General features: G+C 66.6%; 16 protein-coding genes. 5 read left to right on the top strand and 11 right to left on the bottom strand.

Going from position 1 to position 16242, the window contains the following annotated elements; all coding sequences use genetic code 11:
* Positions 1-120 precede the first annotated feature (120 nt).
* The 7 genes from V7Q53_RS02575 to V7Q53_RS02605 form a co-directional block, all read right to left on the bottom strand.
* Positions 121-1638 carry a tripartite tricarboxylate transporter permease gene (locus tag V7Q53_RS02575; RefSeq protein ID WP_333826808.1) on the bottom strand — a complete coding sequence of 506 codons (1518 nt, stop codon included), beginning with the start codon at positions 1636-1638 and terminating at the stop codon, positions 121-123.
* Positions 1635-2081 (bottom strand): tripartite tricarboxylate transporter TctB family protein, encoded by a 447-nt coding sequence (locus V7Q53_RS02580; protein WP_333826809.1) that lies wholly within the window; start codon positions 2079-2081, stop codon positions 1635-1637. The genes V7Q53_RS02575 and V7Q53_RS02580 overlap by 4 nt, the downstream gene beginning before the upstream one ends.
* A gap of 10 nt (positions 2082-2091) precedes the next feature.
* Positions 2092-3069: a Bug family tripartite tricarboxylate transporter substrate binding protein gene (locus tag V7Q53_RS02585; RefSeq protein ID WP_333826810.1), complete on the bottom strand. Its 978-nt coding sequence runs from the start codon at positions 3067-3069 to the stop codon at positions 2092-2094.
* Positions 3070-3185: 116 nt separating this feature from the next.
* Positions 3186-3989 carry a metallophosphoesterase family protein gene (locus V7Q53_RS02590; protein ID WP_333826811.1) on the bottom strand — a complete coding sequence of 268 codons (804 nt, stop codon included), beginning with the start codon at positions 3987-3989 and terminating at the stop codon, positions 3186-3188.
* Entirely contained in the window at positions 3986-4948 is a 963-nt protein-coding gene (locus V7Q53_RS02595; RefSeq protein WP_333826812.1) for a diacylglycerol/lipid kinase family protein, read from the bottom strand. Before V7Q53_RS02595 ends, V7Q53_RS02590 begins: the two co-directional genes overlap by 4 nt.
* A 119-nt stretch (positions 4949-5067) precedes the next feature.
* The gene (locus V7Q53_RS02600; RefSeq protein ID WP_333826813.1) at positions 5068-5838 is read right to left on the bottom strand and encodes a hypothetical protein; all 771 of its coding nucleotides are present in this window, start codon (positions 5836-5838) and stop codon (positions 5068-5070) included.
* Entirely contained in the window at positions 5839-7173 is a 1335-nt protein-coding gene (locus V7Q53_RS02605) for a hypothetical protein (protein WP_333826814.1), read from the bottom strand.
* Between the two features lie 304 nt (positions 7174-7477).
* On the opposite strand from V7Q53_RS02605, the gene V7Q53_RS02610 reads away from it, so the two are divergent.
* Together V7Q53_RS02610 and V7Q53_RS02615 are read left to right on the top strand one after the other, a co-directional pair.
* A complete protein-coding gene (locus V7Q53_RS02610) occupies positions 7478-8278 on the top strand; it encodes an alpha/beta fold hydrolase (protein WP_333826815.1) in 801 nt (266 codons plus the stop codon).
* On the top strand, positions 8275-9642 hold the full coding sequence (locus V7Q53_RS02615) for a tetratricopeptide repeat protein (protein WP_333826816.1): 1368 nt from the start codon (positions 8275-8277) through the stop codon (positions 9640-9642). Before V7Q53_RS02610 ends, V7Q53_RS02615 begins: the two co-directional genes overlap by 4 nt.
* Before the next feature lie 47 nt (positions 9643-9689).
* On the opposite strand, the gene V7Q53_RS02620 is transcribed toward V7Q53_RS02615, so the two are convergent.
* Both V7Q53_RS02620 and V7Q53_RS02625 read right to left on the bottom strand, forming a co-directional pair.
* Positions 9690-10037, bottom strand: coding sequence for a hypothetical protein (locus V7Q53_RS02620; RefSeq protein WP_333826817.1), 348 nt, complete (start codon positions 10035-10037; stop codon positions 9690-9692).
* Complete coding sequence (locus V7Q53_RS02625) at positions 10034-10978, bottom strand: DnaJ C-terminal domain-containing protein (protein WP_333826818.1); 945 nt, start codon at positions 10976-10978, stop codon at positions 10034-10036. The genes V7Q53_RS02620 and V7Q53_RS02625 overlap by 4 nt, the downstream gene beginning before the upstream one ends.
* 178 nt (positions 10979-11156) lie before the next feature.
* Between V7Q53_RS02625 and V7Q53_RS02630 the strand changes: the two genes are divergently transcribed.
* Genes V7Q53_RS02630 through V7Q53_RS02640 form a run of 3 tightly spaced genes read left to right on the top strand, consistent with a single transcriptional unit; the run spans position 11157 to position 14208 of the window.
* Positions 11157-12329 (top strand): efflux RND transporter periplasmic adaptor subunit, encoded by a 1173-nt coding sequence (locus tag V7Q53_RS02630; RefSeq protein ID WP_333826819.1) that lies wholly within the window; start codon positions 11157-11159, stop codon positions 12327-12329.
* Entirely contained in the window at positions 12329-13534 is a 1206-nt protein-coding gene (locus V7Q53_RS02635; RefSeq protein WP_333826820.1) for an ABC transporter permease, read from the top strand. The genes V7Q53_RS02630 and V7Q53_RS02635 overlap by 1 nt, the downstream gene beginning before the upstream one ends.
* On the top strand, positions 13531-14208 hold the full coding sequence (locus V7Q53_RS02640) for an ABC transporter ATP-binding protein (protein WP_333826821.1): 678 nt from the start codon (positions 13531-13533) through the stop codon (positions 14206-14208). Before V7Q53_RS02635 ends, V7Q53_RS02640 begins: the two co-directional genes overlap by 4 nt.
* 90 nt (positions 14209-14298) lie before the next feature.
* Here the strand turns inward: V7Q53_RS02640 and V7Q53_RS02645 are convergent, their stop codons facing one another.
* Positions 14299-14943 carry a DUF998 domain-containing protein gene (locus V7Q53_RS02645; protein WP_333826822.1) on the bottom strand — a complete coding sequence of 215 codons (645 nt, stop codon included), beginning with the start codon at positions 14941-14943 and terminating at the stop codon, positions 14299-14301.
* A gap of 71 nt (positions 14944-15014) precedes the next feature.
* On the bottom strand, positions 15015-16145 hold the full coding sequence (locus V7Q53_RS02650) for a hypothetical protein (RefSeq protein WP_333826823.1): 1131 nt from the start codon (positions 16143-16145) through the stop codon (positions 15015-15017).
* Between the last annotated feature and the right edge of the window lie 97 nt (positions 16146-16242).

Below are 16242 nucleotides of genomic sequence, written 5' to 3' on the forward strand. Positions count from 1 at the left end.
CCCGGCTGGGTTGCGGCCTGCCTCGGTTGGCGACAATCAAGCCAACGGCAATGCCTGCACTTCTCATAAGTCGCACGCAGCGGAAATGGAAGGCCGGGTGAGAAGGCTGGCGGGGGCGGTTTACCGGCTACCGGCGCTTGCCCGCCGATGGGCCCCGGCGCGCCGGCGCCACGCCTGCCACAGCGGCAAAAGCAGCAACGCCACGGTTGCGACAACGAAACCGGCGGCGATGGGCCGTTCCAGAAACACCATCGGATCACCGCGTGAAATCAGAAAGGCCCGGCGCAGGTTGGTCTCAATCAACGGGCCAAGCACGAATCCCAGCAAAAGCAGCGCAGGGCTGAACCGGGCAATCGCCAGCAGGTACCCGGCAAGCCCTATCGCGGCAACGGCCACGATGTCAAAGGTCAGCCCCCTGACCGAAAAGACGCCAAGGCACAGGAACACAAGGATCGCCGGATAGAGATAGTTGAACGGGATGCGCAGCATCGCAACCCATATCCCGATCAGGGGCAGATTCAGGATCAGCAGCAACAGGTTGCCGATCCCGAAACTGGCGACCAGCCCCCAGAACATCTCAGGCCGCGTCTCCAGCATCATGGGGCCGGGCTGGATACCGTGGATCACCAGCGCACCCAGCATCAACGCCATGATCGGATCGCCCGGAATGCCAAGCGTAAGCGTCGGGGCAAAGGCGGTGATCGCGGCAGAGTTGTTTGCCGATTCAGGGCCCGCCACGCCCTCGACAGCGCCATTTCCGAACCGCTCCGGCTGGCGCGAAAGCCTGCGTTCCATGGAATAGCTGAGGAAAGAGGACAATGTCGATCCGGTGCCGGGCAACGCGCCGAAGAAGCTGCCAAGCGCACTGCCGCGCAGCGTGGGAAACGCCATGCGCCGCAGGTCATCCCGCGTTGGCATCAGGCGCTTCAGGCCGATCCGTTCCGCCACGCCCTGCCGGTCAGGGTTGCGGACATTGGCGATGACCTCGGCCACGCCGAACAGACCCATCGCAAGGGCCACAAGGTTGATGCCGTCCAGCAGCTCTGTCTGGCCAAAGGTGAACCGCTGCGCGCCTGAATTGACGTCGGTGCCGATGCAGCCCAGCAACAACCCCAGCGTAACCATGGCAAAGCCCTTGGCGGGGCGGGGCGTTCCGATGGTGGACGCAGCGACAAGGCCAAGGATCATCATCGCCGCATAATCAGCCGCACCAAAGGCCGTGGCCGCGCGTGACAGCCAGCCCGCCAGCACAACAAGCACAAGGATGCCGATGACCGACCCGGTGAAGGACGAAACCATTGCCGTGAACAGCGCAACGCCAGCCCTGCCGTCGCGTGCCATCGGGTAGCCGTCCAGCGTGGTCACCGCCGATTGGGGCGTGCCCGGCAGCCTGAGCAGGATTGATGCGACCGCCCCGCCATATTGCGCACCGTAATAGACGCCGGCCAGCATGATCAGCGCCGCTTCGGGCGTGATGTAATAGGTGATTGGCAGCAGCAGCGAAATGGCGGCCATTGCGCCGATACCCGGCAGAACACCGACAAAAGTGCCCAGCACAACGCCCAGAAAGCAGTAGATCAGCACTTCGGGCTGCGTGACAAAGCTTATGCCGAAGACAAGGCCTTCCCAGGTTGTCATGGCAGGCGCGGCCAAAGTGGCAGGGTCATGCGCAGACCCAGACTGAACACCAGCACGGTGAGCACGGTCACGACAACGGCCAGCACAATCCGCCAGACGGCGCCTTTGCGCGGCGCTGGCAGGGTGGCGACCAGCACACTGGCCGCAGTCGCACCGGCAAGCCCCAGCCGGTTCAGGCCAAGCGCGAAGATCAGGATCGCCGCCAGCACCGCCGCCGCCGCCGCAGGTTCGACCTTTGGTGCCGCCGCCGTGCGCCCGACGGCAGGCAGCGCAACCACCATCCCCAGCAGGAACAGGACCGCCCCCAGGACCACCGGAAAGAAACCCGGCCCCATCCGGCGCAGGGTTCCCATGTCATAATACAAGGCCGCCCATACAGCCGCACCGGCACCGATGGCGGCCAGAATCAGGCCGCCGCAAAGATCAGGCCAGTCGCGCTGCATGTCGGCCCCGTTATTGCGCCTGGACGCGGTCGATCACCGCGCCCCACATCGCCGTATCCTCGACAATGCGCTGGCGCAGTTCATCGGGAGAACCCGGTGCAGCCTGCCAGCCGATGGCCAGAAGCTGGGCCTGCACAGCGGGATCGGCGAGGATTTCAGCGATTTCGCCATTCAGCCGTTCGATGATGGCGGCATCCGTGCCACTGGGCGCGATGAAGGCGTTCCACAGTTCGGCCCGGAAATCTTCGGGCAGCCCCGCGTTACCGGCAATCAGCGGCACGTCAGGCGCCTGTGCAAACGGCTCGGTCGAGGTCATGCCCAGCATGCGCATCGTTCCCGCCTCGACGAAGGGCAACGCGGCGGAGGGTGCCATGAAACCGGCGTCTATCTCACCACCAAGAATCGAGGTTGTGACTTCGGCGTAGCTGGTGAAGGGCACATGCAGCATGCTGACACCCGCCTCGGTCGCGAAAAGCTCGGCGGTCAGATGCGCGCCGGACCCCTGCCCGACCGAGCCATAGGCGATCGCCTCATCCCCGGCCCCGGCCGCAGCAATGAAGCTTTCCAGATCGTCGATATCGCTGTCGGCAGAGACCGCGAGAACCAGTGGCGAGGTGGCAATCAGCGTCACCGGCAGAATGTCTGCCTCAACGTCGAATCCGGTGCTGTCCATCATGCGCTGCGACGTGGTCAACGGCCCGTTGATCGTCGTGCCGAATGTGTGCCCGTCACCGGCGGATACCAGCATTTGCTGCACACCGATCACCCCCCCGGCGCCGGGCCGGTTTTCGATCACGACAGGCTGGCCCAGACGTTGCGCCAGCTGGTCGGTAACGATGCGCGCAAGGGTATCGGGCGATGAACCGGCCGGAAATCCGACAAAAACACGGACAGGAGCGGTCGGCCAGGCGTCTTGCCCGAAGGCGGGCACAGCGGTCAGGGCGACGACCCCGGCAAGCACCATCCGGCGCGTAAGCTGAATTTTCACGATGTTCTCCTCCACTTTTCCGCATCAAAAGATACCAAACGTGGAACGATTGCAATGCTTTCCGGCCCATCTGAACTGCTGCCGGATCAGCCACGCAACGCGCAGTGCCGCGATGGTCAGTCGAGGCGGTGCCAGTGCCCGTCCGGCCGGGCAAAATGCGTGACTGGCCGGGCGTCAAACTGCTGTGTTTCTTCGTTCACGATCCATGGCGTGACAGACAGCCGGTCTGCACCGATATCCAGCACGGTAAACCCGTGATCACGCTCACGCAGGCGGGCGCACAGGGCTGTGCCGGTCTGCATCTGAAAAATCTTCCGCGTCAGCCCGGCGGAAATGCCAAGACCGGTCTGCCAATGATGCAGATGCCCCGACAGGACCATATGCAACCCTGCTGCGGCCAGTTGCGCCATCGCTGCGGGTGCATCCCGGGTTTCCCCCCGTTCAAAGCCCGGCGGCTCTTCCATCGGGTGGTGACAGACCAGAATGTTGGTCACATCCTGCGGCCCGTCGTGCATGGCCCGGCAGATACGGTCAATCTCGGCCTTGCGCACAATACCGCCGCGCCGGCGGAACGGATCGGCGGTGTTGGTGCCAAAGAGCCGCAGGCGCCCGGCCTGCAGCACGGGTGCCAGATTGCCGCTCACTTCGGCCCGGTAGGTGCCGAACGGATGCAGCAGACGTGCGAAAACGTTGAACAGCGGCATATCGTGGTTGCCGGGCACCACCATGACCCGCACGCCCAGATCGCGCAGGAAGGCCATCGCCAGGCGGAACTGCCCCGCATGCGCGCGCTGTGTCAGATCGCCGGATGCCACTACCAGATCAGGCGCATTCGACAGGATCGCGGCGCGCAAAGGCTGCACCAGCGACTGCCGGTGCAAGCCGAAATGCAGGTCGGTCAGATGAATCAGCCGGGTCAACGGGCCTCCGACGTTGGGGTGCTGGCGGATGCCACCGGGGCAGGGACGATCACTGACAGCGCGCCCTGATGCACGCGCAGACGGAACGGCCCCTTCATCCGCGCCTTCTCGCCGTCAAACGCCAGCAGGCGGCGGACCTGCCGGGTTTCGATCATGATCTCTTCGGCGGTCAGCATGTCGAAATCCCGCCCCGGCGCAACCCTGCCCAAAGCCAGGCGGAAGGCCGCCGCCACAAGCTCATGCCGCCTTTGGCCCTTGGCCAGAAACAGCGCGAACCGGCCGTCACGGATGGCATCGGCGCCCTCCAGACCAAGGCTTTCCAGCTGGAACGCGCTGCGGGCGGCAAAGGCAAGCGAGGTCTTGCACTGGCGCGTCTCGCCGTCCAGCGTGACGACCATAGTCATGGGGTCGCGCATGTCCCACAGAGTCACCAGAACCGACCAATACGCCGCCATCCGGCTGCGGCCCCAGCGGCGATAGATCGCCTCGCGCCGCTCAAGGATTTCAGGATACACGCCGAAGCTTGCGTTGTTCAGAAAGATGCGGCCATTCACCTCGCCCACGTCCATCTGCTGCACATGCCCCGCCAGCAGGGTTTCCAGCGCCGCCTCGACCGTATCGCCCACCCCAAGCTCGCGCGCGAAGTAATTGAAGGTGCCACCGGGCAGAACCCCCATCACGGCTGTTCCGCCGGCCAGCGCCCCGGCGACGGCGGATTGCGTGCCATCCCCGCCCAGAGCGACCACAATGTCGGCGCCGTCGTCTGCCGCATGCTTTGCCGTGTCGGCAATAAGACTGCCCTTGCTGACCGAATACAGCGCAAACTCCCTGACCCGTGGCGTGATCGCCTCGCGGATACTGTCCTGCTGCTGCTGTCCGTCCTTCTTGCCCGCCGCACCATTGACGACCAACGCAACACGGCATTGGGACAGATCGGAAACGCTGGGGGACTGGAGCATGATCGGTCCTGTGCTTGAAGGGTTAAAGGTGTGACTGCGCGGCGGTTTAACAAGGGGCACCCGGCACAAGATCACAAAACCCGCCCAAAACGCTGACCGCCCGCAGGCGCGGCGCCGGGCTAGTCGATGATTTCAGTGGCCAGAGCAAAATCAGTCAGTTCGTCCTCGACCAGAATGTAGATATTGTCCGGCGATGTCTGCATGGCCCGCGCCATCATGCGCAGGTCAATGCCCATCTCATCGAGAAAATCCAGCACCTCGCCCTGCCCGCGCTGAATGCTCTCAACCGCAAGAAAGGCGGGCAGAATGGTGCTTTCTCCAAAGTAATGCTGATGCACCCCCACCCGCGCACCCCGGCTGACGCGCCGGTCAGCCCCGCCCGCCAGAATATAGGGACAGGCGGAAAAACACGCGGCACCGTCCTGAACCGTGACCGGCCAGTCACCGGCGCGGATCATCCGCCCGATCTGCAGCGCATCACGGACCGATCCGCCGGGGCTGTGCAGCACAATCTCCTCCGGTGCCTGCCGGCGACCGGCAAGGTATTCCTCGAACCGCTCACCATCACCCGGGGCGATGCTGCCCTCCAGCAAGACCGTCCCTGCCCCGTCGGTCGCGCTTTCGGTAAAGCGCAAGCGCGCCGGGGTGTCCTGACTGCTCGGAAAGTCCGGGCGCGCAGGCCGGTCATCGGGCACGCTGCGCGGCGAATAGCGCCGTGTCTGGTCGCCCGGCTGCACGGGAACGGAAGCGGGCGGCGCGGATGAATTCTGGAAAAGGCCCGGCGCCAGCCGCTGAAAATCAACCAGAACAATCAGCCCCGCCAGCGCGATCTGCGAGGCCAGCATGGCCCGCAGCATCCAGACCGTTCGCGTGACAACCCGCGCGGTCATTCAGCGCTTGCCGGCAAACAGTTGTGACGGCGGCACCGGGTCAACGGTCGCCGGGTGCTCGGCCGTCGCCGGGGGGCCAACCTTCGCCACCTCTGCCGGGGGCTCTGGCTCTGGCGGGGTATGGGGCCGCTCAATATCGCGCAGCGCGATCATGGCGGCGCGGATATCCGCCAGCGTCATGGTGTTTTCCGGCGCGATGCCGTCCCGGTCCGCGCGAATGGCACTGTGCGCGACCATCATGATCAGAACCAGCACGGCGGGCAAAAGGTCGATGGCGATGGCCCCCGCCCAGGACGGAATAAACTCCCCCGCATAGCGCAGCACCGCATCGGCGGTCGAAATCGGCGCATAGGTCGCCTCATCCGGTGTCGGCATGGCCAGCACTTCGGCCGCCGCGGCGGAGAGGGTTGCGGCCCGTTGCGTCAGAACGACCAGCACGGCATCAATGGTGGACTGCTGGTCACTGCGGATCCCCTCGGTTGACCCGTCCAGCCGGGGCAGCACAACCGATTCCGCCATATCCTGCGCCGCGCGCGCCACCAGCGGCGCCACCGACAACTGACGAAGCTGCGCGATCAGCCCGGCCAGCCGGACCGATTCCTCGGCAAACTCGACCGAGCGTTGCTCAACCGCGCCGGTGGCGGCTGTCAGCGCGCGCATTCGGCTCAGAATCTGGTTGCCCTCGGCAAAGGCCGCGTCAACCAGAGGCCCCTGCCCCGCAATCTGCGCTTCCAGCGCGGTCAGCTCATCGGCCTTCTGGGTGAGCACGCGAAACACCGCACCCCGCCCCGCCGTGCCCGACAGGTTGCCCGTCGCCTCCTGCGCGGACAGGTCCTGAAAGCTTTGCCGTGTGCGCGCCACATCCAGCTGCAGACCCTGCGCGGCAACGGCGACACGGTTGGCCTGTTCCAGCCCGTTCTGATACTCCTGCACGGTGCGCGCCAGATGCTGCTCAACCGCCGCGGACCCGGCCAGCGCCGCCGCATTGAGCCAGCTGGACATGGCAACGATCGCCATCGACCCCAGCGCCATCGCCGCAAACATGCCCAGCCGCGCCGCGGTGGTGCGCAGGGCAGGCAACAGACGGATCAGATAGCTCCAGAACACAAAGATCGCGACCGATACCGCCAGCGAATAGGCAATTGCCGCAAAAAACGACATCGCCCCGGTGTCTGCCAGAAGCGAGGAAACCCCCAGATAGGTATAGATCCCCGATGCCACCGACAGCACGCCAAGCGCCATCGGTGTGAAGGATTCCAGCGATTTCAACTGCCCTTCGATCTCGCGGGCGGATCGCAGGCCGCGGGCCTCTGCCGCCGTGGGTCTGTCTGACATGTGAACCGGCTCCCCTTGCGCGCGCAGCCGGTGGTCGGCGGGCCAGCTGTTTATGTAGGTCAGGGTTGGGCCTGCGCCAAATGCCAACCCCGTGATCGCCCGGGGGAAGGGCCTGCGCCCAGGCCCCCTGACACGCCTTGCGGCGCTCTGCGGTCGTGGCTAGACTGCTTTTGCAATCGTTGGAAAGGGCGCCGAACGTGAGCAAATTCAATGCCGCTGCCCCGGCTCTGCCCCACGCCATCGCAGGCGCGGGCCGCCCCGTCACGCGGGCGGTGCCGGTCCCGTTCAACCGCCGGAGCGTCTGATGCCCTTCGCAGAGCTTTCCACCGTCCGCCTCCACTATCAGATCGACGGCAGCGGGCCGCCGCTGGTTCTGCTGGCCGGGATGCTGAGTGACGGGGCAAGCTGGGCCCCGGTGCTGGAGGCGCTGGCGGCGCGTTTCACCGTGATCCGCCCCGACAACCGCACCACCGGGCGCACCCTGCCGCAGGATGCGCCGGCGGGGCTGGCGGAATGGGCGGGTGATGTGACCGCGCTGCTGGACCATCTTGGCCTGCCCCGCGCCCATGTCGCAGGCCACTCGCTGGGCGGGGCCATCGCGCTGCACCTGACCGCAACGGCGCCGGAACGGGTAGACCGGCTGGCGCTGCTGGCCGCCTCACCCATACGACTGGCGCGCAACGAGGCGCTTTTCCGGCACCTGCTGGCGCTCAGGGGCGACGGGATGCCGCCTGACCTGTGGTTGCGCGGCCTGTTCCCCTGGCTGTTCAACCCGCAGGTCTATGACAACCCGGCCCTGGTGGATGCGGCGGTCGCCCAGTCACTGGCCTATCCGCACACCCCCACACCCGCCGCCATGGCCCGCCAGCTGGCGGCGCTTGAAGGCGTGGGCGGCACGCTGGCCCTGCCGGAGACCCCGCCCCCCACGCTGGCAATCCTTGGGGGCCGCGACCTTCTGCTTCCCGCCGACACCGCCCGCGCGGGCCTTGCCGCGCTGCCCGGCACCCGGATTGTCGAGATCGCGGAGGCGGGTCATTCCGTCCATTGGGACGCTGCCGGGGCGGTAGCGGCGCATCTGCTGGACCATTTCGGAGAAAACGCATGATCAACGATCGTCTGGGCAACCCTGTCAGCGCAGGGTCCGCCGAAACCCTCGCCGGAGTCGACGATTTCATCCTTGGTTTTCTGGCCTACCAGCCCCGCGCGGCGAACATCATCGCCGCGGCCGAGGGCGCGCCGGATCATTGCCTCGCCAATGCCTATGCCGCGATGCTGTGGATGTTCCTTGAATCACCCGAGGCGCCGGACCACGCCGCGCCTTTTGTGGCCCGCGCGCTGGCCGCCGCTGACCGTGCGACCCCGCGTGAGGCGATGGCGGCCCGCCTTGTTGCTGCATGGGCGGCAGATGACATTCCCGGCGTTGTCACACTGGCCGAGGCCATTGCGCACGAGCATCCGCGCGATCTGGTTGCCATCAAGATCGGCCAGTACCACGCCTTCAATCACGGCGACGCGGTGGGCATGCTGCGCCTTGGCCTGCGCGCCCTGCCTGACGGGGCGGAACTGCCCTATGTCCATGGCATGGTCGCCTTTGGCTATGAACAATGCCATCTGATGGCCGAGGCCGAGGAATCCGCCCGCCGCGCGCTGGAAATCGAACCCTCAGACCCATGGGCACATCACGCCCTTGCCCATGTGATGCTGACGCAGGGCCGCATTGACGAGGGGATCGTGTTTCTGGAATCGGTCGCCGACCATTGGGCCGGGCTCAATTCCTTCATGCGGTCGCACAACTGGTGGCATCTGGCGCTGTTCTATATCAGCCGCAACCGCATCGACGACGCGCTGGCCAGCTATGACACGCATGTCTGGGGCATCATGAAAACCTACAGTCAGGATCAGGTCGGTGCGGTCTCGCTGCTGGCCCGGCTGGAACTGGCCGGGATCGACGTGGGTGACCGCTGGGCCGATGTCACTGATCACATCGCCGCGCGCGGGGCCGATACGGTCAACCCCTTCCTGACGCTGCAATATCTCTATGCGCTGGCCCGCACCGACCGGGCCGAGGCCGATCTGATGATGGACGCCATCCGCGAGCGCGCCAAAACCCCCGCCCATGACCGCGCGGCCTGGGCCGAGGTTGCCCTGCCCGCCGCCGAGGGCATCCTTGCCCACCAGCGAGGCGATTATCCGCAGGCCGTATCGCGGCTGGCCCAGAGCCTGCCGCGCATGGCCGAAATCGGCGGCAGCCACGCACAGCGCGATCTGTTCGAGCAGATCCATCTGGATGCACTGATCCGCGCCGGGCTGACATCGGCGGCCCAGCAGGTGCTGGAGATGCGGCGCACCTATGACCCTGACGGCGTGCCCATCAACCGCGTGCTGGCCCGCGTCTATGAGGAGGCCGGGCTGCCCGCGCTGGCCGTCAAGGCACGCGCGCGTGCCGAGCAGACGCTGGCCGGGACCTGAACGGGGGCGAGCCGGGTCGCCGGATCAGGCGGATACCTGCCGCCTGATCACCCGGAAGACCTGATGAGAGCGGCACCAATGCGGGCGCGCACCGCCTGTGGCTCTTGCTCCACAGCGCGCACGACTGCCCGAAGGTCTTTGCGCGCCGCATGTAGCTGGTCAATCAGGGTGATGATCACACCGATAGCCGCCTCATCCAGCTCAAGATCATCGGCCAGTTCGCAAAGAAGCTGCAGGCGGGCGCGGTCAATCTGACGAAAGACCGGGGCCTTGTCATCGCCGGTATTCCGGCGCAGGGGGATGACCACCTCGGTCTCGATGAAGGCGACAAGGCGGGTGCGGGTCAGCCCGGGGATGGCGGCGAGGATTTCATCTTCGGTCAGATACCCGGTCATGTTGTGGCCTCGTTCAGCAGACCCGCGCGCGGGTCGTGGGCATGGGTCTTGCGCCACCCGGTCAGGAAATCGCGCAAGGCATCGTCGATCACCGGCGGCGCAACAATCCGCAGCTCCACCAGCTGATCGCCCGCGGGCTTGCCGCCGGGCCGTGCCACCCCGCGCCCGCGCAGGCGCAACACGCGACCGGAACTGGCGCCCTTCGGAATGGTCAGGCTGACCGGCCCGGCGATGGTAGGGGCGCTGACCCTTGCTCCCAGCACAGCCTCGTCGATGGTGACGGGCAGGGTTACAAGGATATCGTCACCCTCGCGGCGGAAAACCGGATGCGGCCGCACCGTCAGGGTAATGAGCGCGTCGCCGGGAGGGCCGCCGCCAAAGCCGGGCGCACCCTTGCCACGCAACCGCAAGGTCTGGCCATCATGCGCGGCCTGCGGGATTCTGACGGCGATGCTGCCGCCGTCCGGCAGGGTGATGCGCATCTCACCGCCGCGCGCGGCGTCCAGAAACGGCACCTCAAGCGCGTAGCGCAGATCTGCACCCGGTGCGGCGAACCCGCCTGTGCCGAAGTCATCGCCGCCGCCCCGTGCCCGCTGGCGCAGGATTTCGGCAAAGATATCTGCCGGATCGCCCTGCGCCCCGAAGCCACGGCGCTGCTGGTAAGGATTGCCCTGCGCCTCTGCAAAGTCGCGGTAGTACTGGCGCTGCGGGCGTTCCGCGCCTGCGGCGTCAATCTCGCCGGCATCGAACCTTGCCCTTGTTTCCGGGTCTTTCAGCAGATCATAGGCAGCCGAGATGGCCTTGAAACGCGCTTCAGCGCCCGCGTCATCGGGGTGCAGGTCCGGGTGGCTGGTGCGCACCAGCCTGCGATAGGCCTTCTTGATGTCGTCTGCCGATGCGGACTTCGTCAGGCCAAGGGCTTCATAGGGGTCGGTGGCCATGTGTCAGCTTCCCGCCTTCAGGTCATTGCTTGCCTGACCCCATATCGGACGAAGATGGCCGCCATGTCACTGATCCACATCAACGCCGCGCGGAAAGGCGCCGGGTACTGAGAGTGATCTGAACCGATTGTCTGCCGCCCCCTCCGGGCTGCGCGTGGACATCCAGCGGGAAACGGGCATGTCACCACCAGAGCATACGTCAGGTGTTGCGGACAATACCGCAGGCAGCGCCCTGCCCCCGGACATACATCTCTTGCCGGTGGTCCAGCCCCCGGTCGCGCCGCTGCCCGCTGAGCGCAGGCGGCGGACGTGGTTCTGGGGAGCGGGCGTGGCGCTGGCTGCCGGGCTGGGGCTGGTGCTTTATTTTCAGCCGTGGCTTCCGGGGCCGGTCCCGGTTGCCACCGAGATTGCGGCATTTGCCCCGGTGACGCGGGTTCTGGCGGTCAACGGGCGGATCGCGGCGCTGCATTCCGTCGATGTGCGCGCGGTTGTCGGCGGCCCGCTGGCCGCAGTGCTGGTCAGCGAGGGTGACACGGTCCGGGCCAATGCGGCGCTGGCCCGCGTTGATGCCGCCTCACAGCAGGCGGTTCTGCGTCAGGCGGTGGCGGGTATGGATGCAGCGCTCGTCGCACAGGCGCAGGCGCAGGCGACCTATGCCCGGACCGAGGCGCTGGGGGCCAATGTCGCCCGCAGCCTGCTGGAGAGCGCCGAAACCGCCGTTCAGTCGGCAACGCAGGAGGTGGCGCGGATGACCGCGCTGGTTGATCAGGCACAGATCCAGCTTGCCAATTTCACCATCCGCGCGCCGATGGACGGAACGGTGCTGGCGCTGAATGTCGATCCCGGCCAGATCATCGACCCCGCGACCGTGCTGCTGACACTCGCCGATCTGAGCGCGCTGAGCGTCGAAACCGATGTGGACGAGGCCTATGCCACCCAGATCCGCGCGGGCCTTCCCGCCGTGCTGCAACTGGCAGGCGATATGAGCGCGCATGATGGCCGCGTCAGTTTCGTATCGCAGCGGGTGGACCCGGCGACGGGGGGCCTTGCCGTCAAACTCGCCTTCGATCAGGCGGTGAACGCGCCTGTCGGGCTGACCGTCACCGCCAATATCATTGTCGATCAGCAGGATGCCGCGCTGACGGCGCCGCGCTCGGCCATCCGGACCGGTGATGCCGGTGCGGCGGTCTTTGTCGTGGCGGACGGCATCGCCCTGCGCCGCGCCGTCAGCGTGATCGACTGGCCCGCCGCGCGGCTGATTGTGACCGGGGGGCTGGTGCCCGGCGATCTGCTGATCGTCGATGCTACCGGCATCAGCGACGGGCAGGCGGTGCAGGCAGGGCCGCGCTGATGCTCTACGCGCTCAAGATCGCCGCACGCTACCTGACCGCCAGCAAGGCGCAGACCGCGCTGCTGGTCGCGGGCGTTGCCGTGGGCGTGTTCATCTTCATCTTCATGTCGGCCCTGATCGGCGGGCTGGCCGAGTTCATCCTGTCGCGCACCGTGGGCGATCTCAGCCATGTCACCATCAAGGCCGAAGATGCCGTCCCGGCCATCCTGATCTCGCCCGAAGGGCATGTTCTGGCCGTGGCAGAGCGGGGCCGCGCGCGCACCGCCACACTGGCCGAGGCCGAAACCTTCATCCCGCTGATCGCCGCGGTGCCGGGGGTGATCGCTGTCTCGCCGCAGATCACCGGCGCGGGCTTTCTGACACGCGGCGCGCAGGTGGCCCAGGTCAGCGTGACGGGGGTGGAGCCGGGGCGCGAATCCGCGATCCTGAATCTTGACGGTTATATGGTCGAAGGGCTGGCCCGGCCGGGGCCGGGGCTGATCGTGCTGGGGCGGCGGCTGGCGGATGACCTGTCGCTCCGGCTTGGCCAGACATTGCGGCTGCAATCCTCGGGCGGGGTGTCGATGGTGCTGACGCTGAGCGGGATCTTCGACACCGGCAACGGCATGATCGACGCCAGCAGCGCCTTTGTCGCCCTGCCGACCGCGCGCACCCTGTTCGCGCTGCCCCAGGGGGTAACGCGCATCGAGATCAAGCTGGCCGATCTGAACACCGCCGATGCCACCGCGCTGCGCATCCGGGCGCTGACAGGCCTTGATGCCGTGCCATGGACCGATGGGGCCGCGCAACTGATGGAGGCGCTGAACGCGCAGGCGCAGACCGGGTATTTCCTGAAATCCTTCGCGCTGATCACCATCGTGATCGGGGTGGCCTCGGCGCTGCTGTTGTCCACCTACCGCCGCCGCCCCGAAATCGGCATCATGCGGGCAATGGGCGCGGGGCGGGGCTTTGTGATCTTTGTCTTTGTGACGCAGGGCGCGCTGATCGGACTGATGGGCGGGCTGTGCGGCGCCGCACTTGGTTATCTGGCGCTGCTGCCCTTTCCGACGCGCGAGGCATTCGAGGTGGGTATGCTGCCCATGGACATCACCCAGGGCTCCTATGGCCTTGCGGTCACGCTGACGGTGATCGGCGCGATCCTCGCCTCTATCCTGCCCGCGCGGGCGGCGGCACGGGTGGATCCGGTGACGGCAATCGGCCAATGAGCGCGCTGTTAAGGGTGAGCGATCTGGTCAAGACATTCGGTCACGGCGAGGCCGAAACCCGGGTGCTGCGCGGGCTGTCGCTGACGCTGGAGACCGGCGAGATGGCGGCGCTGCTGGGCCCCTCCGGGTCAGGCAAAAGCACGCTGCTGACCATCCTTGGCACGCTGATGAAACCGACATCGGGCAGCCATGTCATGCTGGGGCAGGATCTGGTGGCCGCCGATGACCGGGCGCTGACGACATTCCGCAACCGGCACATCGGCTTCGTGTTCCAGTTCCACAACCTGCTGCCGGATTTCACCGCGCTGGAAAACGTGGTCTTTCCAACCGCCGTGCGCGAGGGGCGCGAAAGCCCCGCCGCCCGCGCCCGGGGCCGCGCATTGCTGGCGCGCATGGGGCTGGCTGACCGGACCGACTTTCCCTCCGCCAACCTATCGGGCGGGCAGAAACAGCGCGTGGCCGTGGCGCGCGCGCTGATGAACCGACCCGAACTGGTGCTTGCGGATGAACCCACCGGCAACCTTGACCGGGAGTCTGCCATGCAGGTCATGGACCTGATCGCCGAGATCAACCGCGACGAGGGCGTGACCTTCCTGATTTCCACCCATGACGAAAAAATCGCAAGCCTGTGTCGGCGTCAGATCGTGGTGGGGGATGGGCTGGTGACGGGGTGAGCCGCCACTGCAACCCTGCTCGGTAAGCCCGCAGGCCATCCTGCAGCCGCCCCGCGCAGACAGGGGTGAGCACCGTCTGGCGTGATCGCGTCAACCTTGCGTGCCGGGAAAGGATTCTGCCGGGGCTTCCCGGTGCTTCAGCAGAAGACCAGCAAAGACCATCATCCACAGAAGATAAGAGGCCTGCGTCAGCCGCTCGGCTGCGCCGAGAATGTTCATACCATAGAAGCCGGAGATCCCCGACAGGGCACCCCCGGCGAGCATCGCCGCGATTGACACACCCGAGTAGCCGGTAAACCAGCGATGCCGGGCCCGCAAAGCCCGCCCCCCGACCACCAGCAGGGCAATCACCGACAGCGCAGCCAGCGCGACAAAAACGCTGTGCAGGATCCCCGGCAGGGTCATTCCGGTTCCGAACGGGTCCATGGGAAAAACGGTGCCCGAAAGGATGGCGGGAACCGCATAGGCCACCAGAAGCCAGCCCGCGAGCCTGAGCATCCTCTCATCCGGACGCGCCGCCCGGATCACACCAAGGCCGAAGGCACCGGACAGGAACGCCGCGATGCCGAATCCGGTCGCCACGCCCACCGCATGCGGCGCGCCGCGCTGTCCGAGTTCGCTGACCGCGTTGCTCAGATGCGAATACCCGGGATAGGCCATTGCGCCAAGAAGAACCGTCGCCACGAAGATCAGCGACCCGGCAATCCCGGCCCAGAGCAAAACACGATCCATCATCTCAAAATCCCGAACCGGCCCGGTGCGCGGGAAAGGCATTTTCCCGGCACCTCATTGCCCGCCACCGTCCGTCAGAATGCCTGAGGCTCGCGGCGCAGCAGCATCCCGCGCGGCAGGACAAAGGCCGCCAGCGTTCCGATGCCCAGCAGCGTCAGGCCCAGCACGAAGAACCAGCCCGCCACGGGAATCAGCCAGGCCAGCCCGGCAAGAAGGGCGCCCAGACAGGCCAGCCCGAACTTGCCCGCGATGCCGTCAGGCATGCCTCGCCCGGCGGCCAGCCACAGCCCGACCCCCAGCACATAGGCGCCAAGCGCGTAACCCGCAAAGATCGCGACAACCGTGATCATCAGCATGACCGGCAGCAGGAGCACCCCGATAATCGTCAGCATCAGCACAAAGCCCGACCCGGCCAGCGCCGATGTCACCAGAAACCCCGACCAGATCGCCCGACCCGGATGCGCCACCGCTAGCTGGCGCCAGCTTTCCACAGCCCGGGGAGCAACGGCAATGACAAGGGCGGCCATGAGCCCCGAGATCAGCACGCCGGACAGAAACCCGCCGACAACCCCCCAGACCGGAACGCGCACCGGCATCTGTTCGTCCCATCTGCCCGCGCTGAAATCTCTGCGATGCTCAATCCTGACCCGCGCCGCCGGTGCCACCGCTTCCGGCACCACGACGCCCGCAGGATCGGCGGCATAGATCGTGAGCGCCCCGCCGACACTGGCGTCTGGCGCGAATGTGATCCGGTCGCTCAGCACTACCACATCACCGGCGATGGCGCCCTGCAGGGTCACCTCGCCCCCGGCGATCAGCGCATAGCCCCCCACCGGGCCCACCGCGATCTCGGCCCCGGCTGCCCGCAGGTTCCCGGCAACCGGCCCCAGCGTCACTTCGTAGCCCAGGACCGTGGCATTGCCCGCCACCGCCTCGCGCGTCGCCACCGCATAGCCTGCCGCGAAAAGGTCGCCACTCACCGCCGCCTCGACCGTAACCCGCCGACCCGTGAGATGCGCCGTGCCACCGACCGGCGCCGCCACAACCACCCGGTTCCCGGCCATGAACAGATCCGCCACATCGGGCTCAGCGAAGCGCAAGGCTCTCCCGGCCTCATATCGGTCCTGTGCGATGGTCAGCACGGAGGGTTCCGCGAGCGCCGGTAAGGCGAGCACGCAGAAGGCAATGGCGAGAAGGCGCAGCATGGCGGCATTCCTCATGTTGAAAAACCGCAGTCTGCCCTGATGCGCGGCCATGGTCCCTGATCTACATCAACCCGGCCGCGCCGCATCTTCGCTAAGC

The sequence above is a fragment of the Pararhodobacter sp. genome (genome assembly GCF_036802785.1).
Classification (GTDB): Bacteria; Pseudomonadota; Alphaproteobacteria; order Rhodobacterales; family Rhodobacteraceae; genus Pararhodobacter.